The organism is Paenibacillus sp. F024 (genome assembly GCF_057814255.1).
This window is the reverse complement of sequence record NZ_JBVASZ010000011.1, coordinates 103,367-119,850: the sequence shown is the minus strand read 5'-3', so window position 1 is coordinate 119,850 and position 16,484 is coordinate 103,367. Positions and strand designations below refer to the sequence as shown.

17 protein-coding genes are annotated in these 16,484 nt (G+C 47.4%); 13 read left to right on the top strand and 4 right to left on the bottom strand.

The window, feature by feature from the left end; translation table 11 throughout:
• Window positions 1–38: 38 nt before the first annotated feature.
• Entirely contained in the window at window positions 39–965 is a 927-nt protein-coding gene (locus ACZYR9_RS13550) for an aromatic acid exporter family protein (protein WP_488979026.1), read from the bottom strand.
• A gap of 134 nt (window positions 966–1,099) precedes the next feature.
• A complete protein-coding gene (locus tag ACZYR9_RS13545) occupies window positions 1,100–1,294 on the bottom strand; it encodes a hypothetical protein (protein ID WP_488979025.1) in 195 nt (64 codons plus the stop codon).
• Window positions 1,295–1,499: 205 nt separating this feature from the next.
• On the opposite strand from ACZYR9_RS13545, the gene ACZYR9_RS13540 reads away from it, so the two are divergent.
• The 10 genes from ACZYR9_RS13540 to ACZYR9_RS13495 all read left to right on the top strand — a co-directional run bounded on the left by ACZYR9_RS13540 (window position 1,500) and on the right by ACZYR9_RS13495 (window position 11,617).
• The gene (locus tag ACZYR9_RS13540; RefSeq protein WP_488979024.1) at window positions 1,500–2,195 is read left to right on the top strand and encodes a FadR/GntR family transcriptional regulator; all 696 of its coding nucleotides are present in this window, start codon (window positions 1,500–1,502) and stop codon (window positions 2,193–2,195) included.
• A 7-nt stretch (window positions 2,196–2,202) separates the two neighbouring features.
• The gene (locus ACZYR9_RS13535; protein WP_488979023.1) at window positions 2,203–3,417 is read left to right on the top strand and encodes a CynX/NimT family MFS transporter; all 1,215 of its coding nucleotides are present in this window, start codon (window positions 2,203–2,205) and stop codon (window positions 3,415–3,417) included.
• 148 nt (window positions 3,418–3,565) lie between these two features.
• Complete coding sequence (gene fumC / locus ACZYR9_RS13530; protein ID WP_488979022.1) at window positions 3,566–4,954, top strand: class II fumarate hydratase; 1,389 nt, start codon at window positions 3,566–3,568, stop codon at window positions 4,952–4,954.
• A 236-nt stretch (window positions 4,955–5,190) separates the two neighbouring features.
• Complete coding sequence (locus ACZYR9_RS13525) at window positions 5,191–5,904, top strand: GntR family transcriptional regulator (protein WP_488979021.1); 714 nt, start codon at window positions 5,191–5,193, stop codon at window positions 5,902–5,904.
• A 221-nt stretch (window positions 5,905–6,125) separates the two neighbouring features.
• On the top strand, window positions 6,126–7,340 hold the full coding sequence (locus ACZYR9_RS13520) for a CaiB/BaiF CoA transferase family protein (RefSeq protein ID WP_488979020.1): 1,215 nt from the start codon (window positions 6,126–6,128) through the stop codon (window positions 7,338–7,340).
• Complete coding sequence (locus ACZYR9_RS13515; protein ID WP_488979019.1) at window positions 7,340–8,125, top strand: enoyl-CoA hydratase-related protein; 786 nt, start codon at window positions 7,340–7,342, stop codon at window positions 8,123–8,125. The genes ACZYR9_RS13520 and ACZYR9_RS13515 overlap by 1 nt, the downstream gene beginning before the upstream one ends.
• Window positions 8,126–8,140: 15 nt before the next feature.
• A complete protein-coding gene (locus ACZYR9_RS13510; RefSeq protein WP_488979018.1) occupies window positions 8,141–8,557 on the top strand; it encodes a PaaI family thioesterase in 417 nt (138 codons plus the stop codon).
• 57 nt (window positions 8,558–8,614) lie between these two features.
• Window positions 8,615–9,643, top strand: coding sequence for a tripartite tricarboxylate transporter substrate binding protein (locus ACZYR9_RS13505; protein WP_488979017.1), 1,029 nt, complete (start codon window positions 8,615–8,617; stop codon window positions 9,641–9,643).
• On the top strand, window positions 9,644–10,087 hold the full coding sequence (locus tag ACZYR9_RS13500; protein WP_488979016.1) for a tripartite tricarboxylate transporter TctB family protein: 444 nt from the start codon (window positions 9,644–9,646) through the stop codon (window positions 10,085–10,087).
• A 21-nt stretch (window positions 10,088–10,108) separates the two neighbouring features.
• Window positions 10,109–11,617, top strand: a complete 1,509-nt coding sequence (locus ACZYR9_RS13495) for a tripartite tricarboxylate transporter permease (RefSeq protein WP_488979015.1) — start codon at window positions 10,109–10,111, stop codon at window positions 11,615–11,617.
• Window positions 11,618–11,701: 84 nt separating this feature from the next.
• Here ACZYR9_RS13495 and ACZYR9_RS13490 read toward each other — a convergent pair whose 3' ends face one another.
• Window positions 11,702–12,745 carry an FUSC family protein gene (locus ACZYR9_RS13490; protein ID WP_488979014.1) on the bottom strand — a complete coding sequence of 348 codons (1,044 nt, stop codon included), beginning with the start codon at window positions 12,743–12,745 and terminating at the stop codon, window positions 11,702–11,704.
• Between the two features lie 221 nt (window positions 12,746–12,966).
• On the opposite strand from ACZYR9_RS13490, the gene ACZYR9_RS13485 reads away from it, so the two are divergent.
• Both ACZYR9_RS13485 and ACZYR9_RS13480 read left to right on the top strand, forming a co-directional pair.
• The gene (locus tag ACZYR9_RS13485) at window positions 12,967–13,278 is read left to right on the top strand and encodes a hypothetical protein (protein ID WP_488979013.1); all 312 of its coding nucleotides are present in this window, start codon (window positions 12,967–12,969) and stop codon (window positions 13,276–13,278) included.
• 287 nt (window positions 13,279–13,565) lie between these two features.
• A complete protein-coding gene (locus ACZYR9_RS13480) occupies window positions 13,566–14,225 on the top strand; it encodes a phosphatase PAP2 family protein (RefSeq protein ID WP_488979012.1) in 660 nt (219 codons plus the stop codon).
• A gap of 144 nt (window positions 14,226–14,369) precedes the next feature.
• Here the strand turns inward: ACZYR9_RS13480 and ACZYR9_RS13475 are convergent, their stop codons facing one another.
• Window positions 14,370–15,293, bottom strand: a complete 924-nt coding sequence (locus tag ACZYR9_RS13475; protein ID WP_488979011.1) for a S66 peptidase family protein — start codon at window positions 15,291–15,293, stop codon at window positions 14,370–14,372.
• Between the two features lie 441 nt (window positions 15,294–15,734).
• Between ACZYR9_RS13475 and ACZYR9_RS13470 the strand changes: the two genes are divergently transcribed.
• Window positions 15,735–16,484, top strand: a complete 750-nt coding sequence (locus ACZYR9_RS13470) for a sulfite exporter TauE/SafE family protein (protein WP_488979010.1) — start codon at window positions 15,735–15,737, stop codon at window positions 16,482–16,484.

Below are 16,484 nucleotides of genomic sequence, written 5' to 3'. Positions count from 1 at the left end.
AAGAGGAGCGTTCGTGTGAACGCTCCTTTGTTTTATGCTCAGATGGTATTAATAAATCGTTCCAGCTCGTTGGCCGCGGCGTAAAGACTGGCGCGATTCTCGAATTCGTTCCTAGTTTCAGGTAAGGGGAGATGCTTATGGTATTCCCTGATATCGCGAAGCGTATCACGTAAATAAGAAGTATGGCTAGGGTTATTCAGGTGAAGGCTCAACTCTTGAACGAAATCGCCGATCCGAATCCCTTGTTCCATTTGTACGGTAATTCTTGAAATCGAAGGCAGCATCCGTTCGAGAATATCGTACTGCCGCTGCTTGTGTTCAAAATACGATTGGTAGGAATTCTCCTTGCGAAGGAGATTGTTCTCCGCATCCAGTATCGCCAACCGCTTGGCGTTCTGGAGAGCATCGGACAGCATCAGCAGCTCCTTACCATCCCAAAGCGTATAGCCTTCTTTCAAGTAGCAGGCCATTTCGTTTAAAATCCTCGAGATCAGCTGATCCACTTCTTCTTTGTACCGGTTAAGCTCTTTATCAATACTGGGCATGTACCAATTGATCAATAAAGCCACGCCAAGCCCTACCGTAATGACCATGATTTCATTCAAAAAGAAAGAAGGCTCTATTTTTCCGTGCATATAGACATGCATGACGATAACGGAGCTGCTGGCGATCCCTTCCTGAATTCGGAAGCGGACGCAAAAAGGAATGAATAACAGCAGAAGCACCAGAAAGGAATAGGGCTGGTACCCGATAACCTCAAATAAGAGGCTTGAAAACAATAGGCCTGCCAAGCAGGCGAAAAACCGGCTGATCACAGCTTGGGTGGACTGCTTGCGTGACTTCTGAATGCACAGCAGAGTTAGAATCCCCGCAGCCGTATAATATTCCAGCTGCAAGGACTGTGCCAGCAAGATCGAAATACTGACGCCAATCGCGGTCTTAATCGTGCGGAAGCCAATCTTCATGGTGATCACCCGATTTCGTTTTTGCCTTATTTTACACTTAATCGAGTGAGAGTGTAAACATAGTTTACACAAATATCACAAAAATCGGCCGAATTAGCCCATCATCCATCACCCTCGGATAAACGGAGGTTGCATCAATAGGAATTCCCGGATCGATCCCTCAGCTTGTCATGCAGTCGGATCGGTTTTTGGATTTCCGCATAATTTTCTTCAATATCCCGTTTGATGGACTCGAGGATATGCAGTGCCAGCTTATGCTCTTCATCTTCTCCCATAGCCCGGATCATGGTCTGGAGATGGTCAAGCCTGGTTTTGGTTACGAATCTCATAAAGGTATACCTCTTCGCTTCCAAGATTGTAGGGTCTTGTTACATCATTCGATAAAAAAGGCGCTTTTTTGACGCCATTGCTCCACTTCAACGAATCATATCGCGTTAAGGCATAAGGAGGGTTGTTTAAAATCTATGATTGCTATTAAAAGAAGGTAGAGTTATAATGGCAAAGTTAAACATCCTATGTTTGGAGGTTTGAATATTGGGGCTTAAGCGGGCATCACGAACGACACTGGTCGAACAGGTCGCAGCTCAAATAGAGCTTCTTATCGAGTCGGGCAAATGGCCGGTGGGATTGCGCATTCCGGCTGAGCCGGATCTTGTTCAACAGCTTGGAGTAAGCAGGAATACCGTAAGGGAGGCCGTCAAGGCGCTCGTTCATGCGGGGCTATTGATCGTCCGTCCGGGCGACGGCACGTATGTATGCTCCTCCAGCGGACTGGGTGCAGTATTGCTGCGCCGATTGCGCCGCTCCAACATTGTTGAAACGTTGGAGGTTCGATTTGCGCTTGAACAGGAAGCCGCCCGTTTAGCGGCCGTAAGGCGTACGGATAAAGACATTGAGGCTTTGCGCAGAAGCTTGATCGAGTATGATGCAGCGGCAGCGAATAAGGATATGGAGGCTTATTTAAAGGCCGACCTGAATCTGCATAAGGTGATCATTGCATCTGCACACAACAGCGTACTTACGGAATTGTATGAGCATATCACCGAAGGCGTGAGAAAATCGATCGGCAGTGTGCTGGATCAGGCCGTTCTTGTGGAGACACATACCCAAATCCATCGCGATCTTGCACAGGCCATCATAGACCGGAATCCTGATTGTGCTGCGGAAGCCGTTCGCGCTTATATAGAAGCTTCTCGACTTACCCTGCAAAGCGACATTAGAGAGGAGTAACGGATTCATGTTACAACAGGAGTTAGTGAATCAACGCCTGCAAACACGCGCAGGTTTTTCCATGCTGCTGGCGGGAATTATACTGGTGGCTGCCAACCTTCGTGCGCCGATTACTGCCGTAGGCCCGATTATTGGAGAAATCCGGAATGCAACTGGAATTTCGAATACTTTGGCCGGGGCCTTGACCACCCTGCCGCTGCTTGCTTTTGCGCTGCTCTCGCCGTTTGCAGCCAGAATCGCCCGCAAGATCGGGATTGAGATTACTCTTCTTGCGGGGATGATCGCACTTACGATTGGGATATTGATACGCTCAATTCCCGGAATAGGGATGCTGTTTCTTGGGACGTTATTGCTGGGGCTTGCGATATCGGTGTGCAATGTGCTTGTCCCCAGCCTGGTTAAAAGGGAGTTCCCGGAAAGAATAGGCGTTATGACAGGCATTTATGCCGTTTCAATGAACTTATGCGGGGCTATCGCTTCGGGGATCAGCATTCCGATTACTCGCGGATTAGGGCTGGGATGGGGCGCGGCACTGGGCTGCTGGGCGCTTCTTTCTTTATTCGCCATTCTGCTTTGGCTGCCGCAGCTGCGTTATCGCAGGCATACCCCCATTTCCAACGTCAAAAAGTCGGGTGGTGAATTATGGCGTTCACGTCTGGCATGGAGTGTGACGATTTATATGGGATCCCAGTCCCTGGTATTCTATATGCTGGTCGCCTGGCTTCCGGAACTCCTTCAAACACGGGGGATGAGCAATGAAACGGCGGGTTGGATGCTTTCCTTGCTTCAATTTATCATTTTGCCGCTCACCTTTGTCGTTCCCGTGCTGGCAAGCCGATTTTCAAATCAGCGTAAAATGGTAATTATCGCAGGTATCTCGTTGATTATTGGCTGTCTTGGATTGATGAGCGGTAATTTATCCTTGATCATCCTATGGATGATACTGCTTGGTATTGGCGTCGGATCGGCATTCAGTTTAGCTATGATGTTCTTTGTTCTCCGTACCCGTGATTCGCAGCAAGCTGCCGAATTGTCTGGTATGGCGCAAGCTGTGGGGTACTTGATGGCCGCCATGGGACCGACGCTTTTTGGTTTGCTGCATGATGTAACGAACGGCTGGACCCTGCCGCTGTTCTTCTTGTTGGCTTCTTCGGTCATGCTGATGATTTCCGGATATGGAGGAGCCAGCGGCTATGTAACCTCTAAGGAACCGTCGAAATAAATGGAATAAAAGACAAGAGCCGGGAATCGTATTCTCCGGCTCTTGTCTTTTATTCTGCAAAGCGCTAACACGGTTGGATGTAAATTCCATTCTATGGGGTAATCTATGTTAGAATGAACTTAAATGATGAATGAAGGAGGAGTTCCATATGGAATACAGAATCGAACGGGATACGATGGGGGAAATCAAGGTCCCTGCAGATAAGCTTTGGGGAGCGCAGACCCAGCGGAGCAGCGAAAATTTCCGGATCGGAACAGAACGAATGCCGGTCGAAGTAGTTCGGGCTTTTGCGCAGCTGAAAAAAGCGGCCGCTCAGGCCAACCTTAAGCTGGGCAAGCTTGAACGGGAAAAGGCCGAAGCCATTGCGGCCGCGGCGGCTGAAGTGATGGAGGGGAAATGGGATGACCAATTTCCCCTTGTTGTGTGGCAAACCGGCAGCGGCACGCAATCGAACATGAACGCCAATGAAGTGATTGCCGCGCGGGCCTCGCAGCTGCTTGAAGCAAAGGGCGTTAATCTCCGCATTCATCCCAATGATGATGTCAACCGGTCGCAAAGCTCAAACGATACCTTTCCGACGGCGATGCATATCGCGGGAGTATTGGCGGTCGAAGACCGTTTGCTGCCGGCTCTGGACAATCTGAAAGAGACGCTGGAAAGCAAGATGGAGGCTTTCGCCGATATCGTCAAGATCGGACGCACCCATCTTCAAGATGCCACGCCGCTTACGCTGGGCCAGGAAATCAGCGGCTGGTGGGCCATGCTGGATACGACCGGGAGGATGATACGTCAAAGTGTGGAATCCATGAAAGAGCTGGCCATCGGAGGTACCGCCGTGGGAACCGGGCTGAACGCGCATCCGAAATTTGGAGAAATGACAGCGGATGAAATTTCAAAGGAGACCGGCAGGACCTTTGTCTCGGCGCCCAATAAATTTCATGGGCTGACAAGCCATGATCAAATCGTATATACGCATGGAGCGCTGAAGGCGCTGGCAGCGGATTTGATGAAAATCGCCAATGACGTCCGCTGGCTGGCCAGCGGGCCGAGAAGCGGTATCGGCGAGATCCGGATCCCCGAGAACGAACCGGGCAGCTCGATTATGCCGGGCAAAGTGAACCCTACGCAAAGCGAAGCGCTCACGATGGTGGTATGCCAAGTAATGGGCAATGATGCGGTGATAGGATTTGCGGCAAGCCAGGGGAACTTCGAGCTCAACGTATTCAAACCGGTCATCATCCACAACTTCCTGCAATCCGTCCGGCTTCTGTCCGACGCTATGGATTCGTTCAATGACCATTGTGCCGTAGGGATCGAGCCTAACTTGGCGGTCATTGAAAAGCATCTGGAGCAATCGCTGATGCTGGTGACCGCGCTGAATCCGCATATCGGGTATGAAAAAGCCGCAGCGATCGCCAAGCTTGCACACAAGGAAGGTCTGACTCTGAAGGAAGCGGCTGTGCAGAGCGGTTATTTAAACGCAGAGCAGTTTGACTCCATCGTTCGTCCGGAGGAAATGATTTACCCGAAGGAATAAAGCCGTTAGAACCTTAACAAGCATCCCTTTTCTCCATAAGGAGAGGGATGCTTTTTGAATTTCTGGTTTTATGAGTCAATCCATCATTGATTCACTCAAGAAGTTTTCCGTTTTTTGTATTAAACTCTTCTAATTCATCTTGATTAAACATAGATATAAGAGAAACGAGAGAGGAAGATCTTATGTCCTCTATTGAGATATTTCATTGAGAGATTAGTAGGGAGTGGCAAATAGATATGGACCGACCTAAAACGATTAAGGAATTTGTCTATGAACAGCTGAAACATAACATTTTAGTTGGCGTCTATCAGCCTGGAGAAAGACTGATCGAATCCAATCTTGCACAGGATTTGGATGTGAGCCGAACCCCTATCCGCGACGCTCTAAATCGGTTGGAATCGGAAGGCTTGGTGGAAACGTTCCCGCACCGGGGAATTTTTGTAATTCAGCTCTCTGAGAAAAACATGCAGGACTTTTATCAAACCAGGGCGGTTATGGAAGGATTGGCCGCAAAGCTAGCAGCCGAAAACGCGACCGAGGAGGAGTTATCCGACTTTAGGTTGTTTTTAGATGACATGGAAACTATTTTTGAAAGAGACAAAGAATCGGTTGATTATAAAAGAATAGCAGAAGTAAACAATGATTTTCATAAAAAAATCCACTATATGTCAAAGAATGAAGTACTGACAAAAATGCTGGAGAGTTTAAAAAATCCGATTACGTTCCTAAGATCAACGTCGTGGGCCAATAACATTGAACGAAAGTATTATACGATGATGGAGCATCGGGGCATTGCCGAGGCCATCCTGCGCAAAGACGGAAAAACGGCCCAGACCAAATCCGAAGAACACATTTACAATTCGTGGAAAGCAGCCATGCAGGCATTGGCGCAGGTTGAGGACAATGGTCATGGGAAATCCGATGAGAACTATCAGGGAATTAAACGATGAGGAAATCAAAAACAGAGTAATTCGCACCGCAGCTTCCTATGTGATCAAAGGGGAGCAATACAAAGCAGCAATCCAGTCCGGCGTATAGATGGACTCATCCTACCTCTTCCGACGATAGACCCGACATGTGTCGGGTTTTTTTATTTTAGGAATACTTTGCCGGGACACAAAATACTGTATACCAAGCAAGATGCCCAACAATCAAGGGAGAGGTGTTGTGAATGCTTCCGTTAGACGGTTTGAAGGTGTTGGATTTGACTCAATTTCTAGCAGGCCCCTACTGTACCATGATATTGGCCGACCTTGGCGCAGAAGTAACCAAGGTGGAACGGTTTCCGGGAGGGGATGATTCGAGAAGGGTAGGACCTTTTAAAAATGGCGAGGGCTATTGCTTTGTCATGCCGAATAGAAACAAAAGAAGTCTTGCGCTTGATTTGAAAAGCGACAAAGGCAAAGAAATCTTTATGCGGCTGGCCGAGAAGGCGGATGTGGTGATTGAAAATTTCCGGCCCGATGTCAAAAAGAAAATGGGAATTGATTACGAGGCGGTAAAGGCGGTCAACCCAAGTGTGGTTTATTGTTCTATATCCGGGTACGGACAAACGGGACCCTACAGTCATAGAGGCGGATTTGATATCGTAGCTCAGGGCGTTTCGGGTCTGATGAGAATGACCGGTGAACGCGGTGGAGGTCCCGTCAGAGTTGGAGTAGCTATTAACGATATTGCCGCCGGCGTAACGGCAGCCTATGGCATACTGGGCGCCCTTTTCCATAAATTAAAAACAGGGGAAGGACAATATCTGGAAACGTCCTTGGTAGAGGCGGCATTGGCATGGACATTCTGGGAATCGGCGGCATATTTCGGGTCGGGTGAAATTCCCGAGGGAACCGGAGCGCGTCATAGAAGGTCAACTCCCTATCAGGCCTTCAGAACGAAAGACGGATATGTCACGATTGGGGCGGGCAACGATAAGCTGTGGACCATTTTGTGTCAAAAAGTATTGCTAAAACCGGAATGGATTGGCGATGAGAGGTTCATTGATTTACAAACCAGAATGAAAAATATCGACTTGCTGGAGGGCCTGATCGAAGAAATATTAATGCAGCAGCCAACCTCTTACTGGGTTGAAAAATTGGATCAATTTGGCGTACCTGGGGGCCCCGTATACACCTACGACCAGACCTTAAGCGATCCTCACATCCTGGCCAGGGATATGGTCCTCGATATGAAGCATCCGATTCTGGGAGATATGAAAACGTTAGGCTTCCCGGTGAAGTACTCGGGGACGCCGCTTTCGATCCGAATGCCGGCTCCATGGCTCGGACAGCATACGAAAGAGGTGCTTTCCGAATTGGGATTGCAGGAAGAGGAAATCAATGAATTGTACAAGGAAGAAGTGGTTTTCAATAAATATCCATTAAAGGAGACGATCTAATGATAACAAATCATGTTTATCTGGAAAAAACGGGAGAAATCGCTACCATTTATTTTAACCAGCCGGAAAAAAGGAATGCTTTAACCCATGAAATGTGGAAAACGATTCCATCCCTGCTGGATGATGTGGATCAGGATCGGAGCATAAAAGTGCTCATTTTGCGTGGAGTAGATGAAACGGCGTTCGCCGCAGGAGCGGATATCAGCGAGTTCAAAACGTTAAGATCCACCGCTGAAGGCGCCAAAATTTATAACGATGCTTGTCATAAAGCGGAAAGGCAATTAGCGGGCTTCAAAAAGCCGGTCATTGCGATGATACAGGGACCCTGCATCGGCGGCGGCTGCGAATTAGCGTTAGCTTGCGATTTCCGTTTTGCCGACACGACGGGACGCTTTGGTATAACCCCCGCCAAGCTAGGTCTCGTATATGGACTTGATGCAGCAAAACAATTGGTTAACCTTGTCGGGCCATCCAATGCCAAGTATATTCTGTTTTCCGGAAAAATACTCAACGTGGAGCACGCGCACAGAATTGGGCTTGTTGACGAAATTTATTCACCGGAGGAAATTGTAGAAAAGACGTACGAATTTGCTCATTTGCTATGCAAAAACGCCCAATTTACCGTACGCAGCATGAAGTATATCATTTCTGAAATTATGAGAGGCGTGACGGAGGACACGGAGGAAACCAAACGTCTTCGACTGGATTCGTTCACTACGGAAGATTATCAAGAGGGAGTAAGAGCTTTCATGGAGAAGAGAAAACCGGATTTTAAGTACTCCTGAGAAGAAGGTGAATCCATGAACGTCGAAAGAGCAAGATCTAAATTTGAGGAGGCGGCTGCTTCCCATGAGTACGATTATGAGAAATTTTTTCTCTCGCGATTTTTTGATCTGAATTTTACCTATGAGGATGAAATTTGCATCGTGGAAGTTCCTGTCGAGGATTATTTGTTCAATACCCATAGGACATTGCACGGCGGAGTTATAGCCTTTATTCTCGACATGTCTATGGCGCATCTGTGCCAAAGGTTTGTCGGGCGGGGGGTTACACTAGAAATGAAAACCCAATATCTGAACGCAGTGGATTCCGGAGCCGTAAAATGCACCGCTTCCTTCTTGAAGAAAGGGAAGAAGATTGTTCACATGGAATCAAGAATGATCAATCAGGACGGCAAGCCGATCGCCTTTGCAACCGCCACATTTTATCTTGTTTGAGACTGACCCCGGCTTAAATGAAGAAATTGGCGAGAATATTTGAAAGGAGAGGGCCATATGAAAGGAAAAATGATGAAAATCGTTTCGATCGGTCTGTTGACCCTGTTAGTAAGCGCTTGCGGGGGGGCGGGGGGCGGGAGTCAACAGCCTGCACCGTCCAATTCAAACGATAAAGGGCAAGCCCAAGCCACGGAATTTAAATATCCGGAGAAGCGGCTTGACTGGACGATTGCCTTCGGCCCCGGCGGAGGTAACGATGTGATGTCCAGAACCATTATCGAAATACTGAAAAAGCATAATTTATATACACAGCCGATTGTTGCCGAGAATCGTCAGGGCGGAAGCGGAGCCACGGGTTGGGGGTACCTTAACAACCAAAAGGGAAATCCGTACCATATCAGTTCGACAAGCGGAAGTTTCATTACGACTCCGTTAGTGTCCGATACAGGTTTTAACTACTCATCGTTTACGCCGATTGCTCTCATGGCAACCGATGATATGTTGTTTATCGTAAGGGGAGACTCTGAATACAATACGATGCAGGAGTTTATTGCGGCTGCGAAAAGCGGCAAAAAGATGAGCATCGGGGGCATTGGGGTCGTAAACGTGGACGCACTCATTCCGAGAATGCTGGCGAAGGAAGCCGGATTTGATTTCGAGTATGTACCGTTCAACGGCGCAGGGGAAAATACGGGAGCGCTGCTTTCAAAAAGTATTGATGCGATCATGGCCAATCCTGCAGAGATCATCGGACAAATTCAGGGAGGAAAAATGAAACCGCTTGCATTTTCTGGCAAAAAGCGAATTTCCGCGCTCCCCGACGTTCCTACTTTATTGGAACTCGGTTACAAAGCGAACCTGCCCATGCCACGGGGAGTTGTGATGCCGGGCGGCGTTTCTAAAGAAGTTCAGAATTGGTGGATCGAAACCATGAAAAAATTAGCGGAAACCCCTGAATGGAAAAAGTACGTCAAAGATAATAGTTTGACGGAAGATCTGCGATTTGGGGACGATTTCGCCAAATATCTTGAAGAGACCAGCAAAACCTTTGAGTCCCTCCTTAAAGAGACGGGAGCGGTTAAATAAATGGGAATGAGACAGGGATTCTCGATATTTATGTTTTTGTTCTCCGTTGTGTTTTTACTTTTAAGTTTTAAGTTTGATTTATTCACAGATTCCAAGCCGGGTGCCGGCCTGTTCCCCATCACAACGGCCCTATTGCTAGTTATACTTACAGGATTCCGGTGCTTTAAAGACTTGCGGGATCGTCGCACGCAAGAAGGAAGCAAGGAACATGCCGCAGATGTATGGTGGCTCCTTATTCTTACGTCTTTGTTTGTTCTGCTTATGACTTATTTAGGGGCCGTACTTTCGATGGTGCTTTATATCTATTTCCTGCTATCCCGGTTCAATCCGAAGGCGTACGTTCAGAACGTAGTGAATAGCCTATTGATTCCTGCCATACTATTCGCTATGTTCGATATTTGGCTGAATGCGGGACTTCCTAAAGGTTTTTTGGGATTCATGTAAGGAACGCGGGGAGGAAGGAACGTGGAATTTTGGGACAATATCCTATTGGGATTTTCAATTGCATTCACCCCTGAAAATGTAATATTTGTAACCATCGGTGCTTTCATCGGCATGATTGTAGGGATCATCCCCGGATTCGGTCCATCAGCCGGAATTGCTATTCTCATACCCTTAACCTTTACGCTTGATCCCACGACGGCCATTATTATGCTAGCCGGTATTTACTACGGTTCCATGTATGGGGGAACGATTACTTCTATCCTGATTAATACTCCGGGGGAATCTGCAACCGTGGCGGCCACTCTGGACGGATATCCGCTCGCCAAACAGGGCCGTGCGGGTCCGGCCCTCGTCATGCAAGCGGTTGCCTCCTTTGTCGGCGGCACCGTCGGGGTGATCCTGATCTGCTCTATGTCGCCTTTTCTGGCAGACGTTGCGATGTCATTCGGTCCGTCGGAATATTTCATGCTGATGGTGTTAGGTCTTCTGATGCTGACCTTTATGATGGGTGAGAACAAAATCAACGGCGTCGTTTCGGCCCTGCTCGGTTTTGCCATTGCGATGGTTGGCGTTGACGTCGTATCAGGCCAGCAGCGGTTTACGTTCGGTTCGCCGGAGCTGATTAATGGAATTGATTTTATCCCCGTCGCCATCGGCCTCTTTGGGATAGGGGAATTGCTAAGCTGTATTAAGGAAGGAACCCATCGGGAAAAGAAAAAGGATTTGATTAAATTTTCCCTTAAGGAAAACTTTTGGCCAAACGCAAAGGATTTCGCGGATACCAAATATACTATCTTTCGCGGGTCGTTCCTGGGATTTTTCGTCGGAGTACTGCCAGGAGCAGGCGCAACCATCGCATCCCTGATGTCCTATTCGATGGAAAAGAAGCTTTCCAAGACGCCGGAAAAATTCGGAAAAGGTGCAATGGAGGGATTGGTCGGGCCGGAAGCGGCGAATAACGCGGCTTCATCCGGTGCCATGGTGCCGTTGCTCACTCTGGGAATTCCAGGATCGGGCTCCACGGCCGTTCTCCTTGGCGCATTTCTCATGTGGGGACTGCAGCCGGGTCCGATGCTGATGGAGACCAATCCCGATTTTGCCTGGGGGTTAATATCCAGCATGTACTTGGGGAATATCGTACTGCTGCTGGTCAATATTGTCGCGATCCCGGTGTTTGTCAAGGTTTTGCAGGTGCCTTACCGTTTGATCGTTCCTTCCGTGGTTGTCCTTTGCGTTCTGGGAACCTTTACGCTGAACGGAAGTATGATAGAAACCTGGATCATGTTGATTTGCGGCTTGATCGGATTCTTCATGAAAGAGTACGGATATTCTCCTGCAGCTACCGTCCTTGCGTTAGTATTGGGGCCCATGGCCGAAAATACGCTGCGTCAAGCACTGCTTTCTTCGCACGGAAGCTTGAGTGTATTCTTTACGCGTCCGGTATCATTAACTCTGTTTATCATTATATTATTCATTCTGGTGATTCCATTCCTACGAAAAGCAGGAAAAAGGGAAGGATTAGGAAGCTGATGAAGCACATATAAGCATCCCTTTTCTCGATAAGGAGAGGGATGCTTGTTTGATACCGGTACCTTTTTTATACAGCCCCCTCCATCATTGATGAAGCACCTGCACCAGCTCGGCCGTATCGGTATATAAGGAAACCGGATATTGGTAAGGCTCCATTCCCATGGGCAGTGCAGCCTGTATTGGAATGGGGGCGGCATACAACAGAGATTCCGGTGCCGAGGTGCTGACCTCGGTTTCTTTCCTTTGCAGCATTTCCTTGCGATCGCTCCAATACAAACCGATGATTCGCAGCTGATTGGACCAAAGCTTTCGGTCATCGAGTGACATGGTACCTGAAGAAGCCCAAAGTTCCATCGTTCTCAACGTTTTGGCCAAATAATCAATACCATGCTTGATTTGAAGCACATGCTCCCGATACACGCTTAACACATGTCGGCTTTTCTTTGCAAAAGGATTGTACTTCAGGCTTTTGAACGCTTTTTCCATATCCTTACCGGCTTGAAACAGTGAATCGTGGAAGGAATGAATTTCCTGCTTCAGTCGATGTCCCTCTTCCTTAGGACAGCCTCTGTGGACCCAACCAGCCGCCGCGATGAGGCGGTCAGATAGTTCGCCGGTTAATTGAATGAGCGGCTGCTTGGCCTGCTTCGTAAAATTAGGAGGAAATACGAGCATATGAATCACTAGGGCGATAAGAACGCCAATGCATGTATCCCGGATCCGATCAATCGGGTATTGTCCTGATTGATGAGTTAAAGCAAAAACGAATAAAACGCTTAAAGCGGCTTGATGGATGACGCTCTCGCTGGCTTTAAACAAGCTCATCACCCCTGTACCGGCCAGAAGCAGCAGAGCCAATGACCATCCGCTTAAAGGGAAATAACCGGCAATAAGCGCGGTTATACTGACTCCGACGATGGTGCCGATGACCCGATGATAAGAATATTGTACGGATTTTTGAACCGTCGATTGCAAACAAAGAATGGCCGATAGGGGCGCGAGATAAGGATGGCTGGATCCGGCAAGCTTGGCCAGTTCCCAGGATACGCCGGAAGCAGCCGCCATTTTGAATATTAGAATCCCTGCTTTTTTGGCCTTGTTTTTACGTTTTTGCTTAGTGGAATTCATCTTTTTCCTCCATATTTTGCTTATATCTAGAGTGTGTTATCAATCAACAGGGTATGCATAGCCGCAGTACAAGCATCTTTTTTTAGGGAAGTCCAAGCATGAGGTCATTTTCTTCCATAGGATATCAAGTGAAAGGTGACATTCAATGGCAAAAAGCCCCTGCTGCCAACGGTCCGGAGCCATTCTTGTCCTTTTTCAAAATGATGGGGGAGGGAACTTAGATGGAGCTTATTTATCCGTTAACCGAGAAACGAATTAATCCATATATCGGACGATGTGTTTGTGCAGTGCTGCACGACGGTTCCTATTTTATTGGGAAAATATCCCGGTGCGATGGCGGCATGTTATACTTTGACGGCTATTTTGACGGCTTGGCGTCGGTTTCAACGAAAAATGCAAAGACGGCGATGGAACAAGTCAGCCATCAAGTAAAAGCCAAGACATCGGCATTCTTTCCTGGAGCTTGGGCGGCATTTGCGATTTCTTTGGCGGCATTGGCTTTCCTTTTTGCTGTTCCATTCTTTTTTATTTAATCATTCCGGATCAAAAAGAAGATGTGTTAGCTGATTGCGGTGGGTGATCAGTCTAGGCACGTCTTTTTTTAGCACTTTGCTGTTGGGAGGAACAAATCGATGATATAAATATTTGAAATTGAGTTTATTCCAAGCGGTTTTGCTTTATATTGTTCTTATAGGTCATTCTTTGCGGAGTCCGCAAGTTGAAGTGGACAAGCCTCAATCATGGGCTGTTTTAAAGGGAATAATCTGAAAAACAAAGGGAAAATTAGGGTGAATGTGCACCAATGGAGGGATCATTACCATTGAAAATCATCAGGCTTCTTCTAACGCGCGGTTTGCTCATCGCAATTGCTTGCGGTATTGGCTTCGGAATGATTGCGGATTGGATTAGAGAGGAAGAGATTGCGTTTTTCGACAGTTCGCTCACAGCCATGATTTTGAGTTGGCAATCTCCGGCATTGACGAATATCATGAAATTTTTTACTGCCATAGGTTCAGGTCTTGCCGTCGCTATCATTACAGGGACCATCATGATATTCCTTTATTTTGTCGTCGGTCTCCGCAGGGAGCTTTATTTGTTTGCGGCGGTAGCAATTGGTTCCGCTGTATTAAATGTCACTTTAAAAATCGTTTTTTCACGTGCCCGACCGACACTTCACCGGATTATCGATGCTACGGGTTACAGTTTTCCGAGCGGTCATTCGATGGCGGCGTTCACTTTATATGGGATTTTGGCCTTTGTGCTTTGGAAGCATATTCAGACGACATTCGGGCGGGTATGTCTTATGCTCTTCAGCGCGTTTATGATCTTGATGATCGGGGTCAGCCGCATCTATCTGGGAGTGCACTATCCAAGCGATGTGTTGGGAGGATTTTTTGCCAGCGGCAGTTGGTTGGCTGTTTCCGTATGGTTCTATGAGAGATATCAGAAAAGGCATGCCCGGCTAGCCAATCAAGGATAAAACCATTACCATATCCTGCGGACGATTGAAGACTTGCTCCATCTTCCATCACTAGGGAAAACTTAATAGTTCAAGCTTTAACGTCCGTCTGGAAATAATCATGGATCAGGCCTGCGATATTAACAGCTGCAGGCCTGATGGGATCTACACACTGACCGTAGGTTCAAGCACAGCCAGCGTATTGTTAAATGTATTTAAATTGACCAGTGCGCCGATAGGCAGGGCTGCTTTATACAATCCATGCGCGGTTGAAAGGTTCGTCATCAGGGGTTTGCCGAGAGGGACAATAAATTCATTAATGAGATCCTCGTAAGATTTCCCATAAGCAATCTGACAGCCGGTGCATTCACCCATGACGATTCCAATGCAATCTTGAAACTTACCGGCCAGTTTCAGGTGGTTTAAATACCTGTAGATCGTATTAACCGGTTCGTGTGTATCTTCAATGACCAGAATCTTACCTCTTGTATCGACTTCAAAGTCTGTACCCAACGAGCCGACAAAGGAAGTCAGATTGCCTCCGACCAGAGGACCTGTAACATTGCCCTGCACTTTGCTGATCAAGGGAATATCCGGCGGATTTTGAATGAGACGATAAGGTGTGAAGGATGACGTAGCGGCAAAAAACTGGTTGAAATTATATGCAGGCGTCTCGGGTCGAAAGTCAATCAGCAGGAGACTTTGAAATGTGATTAAATTGGCTTTTTGGTACAGCACGTTTAATAATATCGTGATATCGCTGTAGCCTGTAATAATTTTAGGATTATGCTGAATAAAATTGTAATCCAGGTAGGGGAGAATACCGGCGACACCAACGCCTCCCCGGGAAGGAAGAATCATGCTTACCTGTCGGTTTCCGAACATGTTCATCAGATCCGAGGCCCGTTCCTGGTCTGTACCCGCAAGAAATCCGTTACGGGAATAGACATAATCCCCAACTATGATATTAAACCCCATACCTTTCAATGTTTCTATCCTCGTATTAATCACATCCGCGTCCAGCGGACTGCCCAAGGTCACGATTCCTATGGTATCGCCTTTTTTTAAAATAGGGGGTCGAATTGCCATAAGCATACATCCCTCCCGAAAAGCGTAAAAGTCTTCTTTATCAATTATATGGTTATATTCCATATGCATAACGAAAACTTCCAGTTTAAAACCAGTACTATGGATTCATATAACTGCAGCTTGAAATGGAAATCAAGAAGAATGGGGTCATCGGGAATATAACGGTTGGCTGGTGGCCGGGATAAAACTTCAGAAGAAGTGGCGCTCAGTATTGCAGCCGAATTATTGGCCGTTAGACATCGGCGTTCCCCCCGATTTTTACGTGACAAGCCAGGAGCTATTCATGAGAACCGGGTCAAGGGTCCGGAGAATCCGGGGCATGCGGCCGCTTCAGCCGGCATAAGTATAAGTCGTGCATGCGGAATATAAAAGGTTGTCTAGAGATATCCTGCTCTGTGATGTAAAATAGATGTAAAATACACCTGAAACCGGGGGATTCCTTTGACGATATCAGCGATTGCGATTTTCTTTGCGGTGCTGGCCCTTTTGGCTGGGGGATTCGCCAAAGGCATCAGCGGCATGGGACTCCCTGTCGTGGCGACACCGATTTTGGCGCTGCTATTTGATCTGCAAACCGCCATTGCGATCATCATAGTGCCTACACTGATAACGGATGTGGTCATGCTGATCAGAACACCAAAAAATTGGGGGTTGATCAAAAGCGCCGCTACCCTGATGTTGTTCGGAATGGGCGGGACCGCACTAGGAGCCTTGATGCTGGTTAACTTTGACCCGTCCATTCTTTCGGCCATCCTGGGAGGTATCATTCTTATTTTTGTGGTCACTTCTTTTTTTTCGCTTTTGCCCACTTTTAGACGTCGTCGTTGGATGGATGCAGCAGTAGGATTCATCGGAGGAACCGCTCAGGGCGCCGCCGGCGCCAGCGGTCCGATTATCAGCATGTATATGCTGCAGATGAAGCTGAGCCGTGACGAATTTTTGTTTATGATCAATAGTTTTTTCGTAACGATTGATGTAGTCCAATTTATGACTGTCTATCAGCTGGGGCTTTATCACGGACCTGTCATGTATTATTCGATAGGGGCGACCGTACCTGTCTTATTGGCGCTAACAGCAGCCTTTGCTTTACAAAAAAGAATTTCCGATCGATTATTTCGTTATTCTGTGTTGGTTGTTATGACCTTGAGCGCGTTGGTTTTATTATATAAATCGGTTCAATCCATTTGGTGA

What these genes read in the sequence shown, in the direction of transcription:
- ACZYR9_RS13500 (WP_488979016.1), top strand. Translation starts at nt 9,644, where the DNA reads ATGGGAATGAGACAGGGATTCTCGATATTTATGTTTTTGTTCTCCGTT.
- ACZYR9_RS13515 (WP_488979019.1), top strand. Translation starts at nt 7,340, where the DNA reads ATGATAACAAATCATGTTTATCTGGAAAAAACGGGAGAAATCGCTACC.
- ACZYR9_RS13545 (WP_488979025.1), bottom strand. Translation starts at nt 1,294, where the DNA reads ATGAGATTCGTAACCAAAACCAGGCTTGACCATCTCCAGACCATGATC.
- ACZYR9_RS13485 (WP_488979013.1), top strand. Translation starts at nt 12,967, where the DNA reads ATGGAGCTTATTTATCCGTTAACCGAGAAACGAATTAATCCATATATC.
- ACZYR9_RS13535 (WP_488979023.1), top strand. Translation starts at nt 2,203, where the DNA reads ATGTTACAACAGGAGTTAGTGAATCAACGCCTGCAAACACGCGCAGGT.
- ACZYR9_RS13520 (WP_488979020.1), top strand. Translation starts at nt 6,126, where the DNA reads ATGCTTCCGTTAGACGGTTTGAAGGTGTTGGATTTGACTCAATTTCTA.
- ACZYR9_RS13505 (WP_488979017.1), top strand. Translation starts at nt 8,615, where the DNA reads ATGAAAGGAAAAATGATGAAAATCGTTTCGATCGGTCTGTTGACCCTG.
- ACZYR9_RS13525 (WP_488979021.1), top strand. Translation starts at nt 5,191, where the DNA reads ATGGACCGACCTAAAACGATTAAGGAATTTGTCTATGAACAGCTGAAA.
- fumC (WP_488979022.1), top strand. Translation starts at nt 3,566, where the DNA reads ATGGAATACAGAATCGAACGGGATACGATGGGGGAAATCAAGGTCCCT.
- ACZYR9_RS13490 (WP_488979014.1), bottom strand. Translation starts at nt 12,745, where the DNA reads ATGAATTCCACTAAGCAAAAACGTAAAAACAAGGCCAAAAAAGCAGGG.
- ACZYR9_RS13550 (WP_488979026.1), bottom strand. Translation starts at nt 965, where the DNA reads ATGAAGATTGGCTTCCGCACGATTAAGACCGCGATTGGCGTCAGTATT.
- ACZYR9_RS13510 (WP_488979018.1), top strand. Translation starts at nt 8,141, where the DNA reads ATGAACGTCGAAAGAGCAAGATCTAAATTTGAGGAGGCGGCTGCTTCC.
- ACZYR9_RS13475 (WP_488979011.1), bottom strand. Translation starts at nt 15,293, where the DNA reads ATGGCAATTCGACCCCCTATTTTAAAAAAAGGCGATACCATAGGAATC.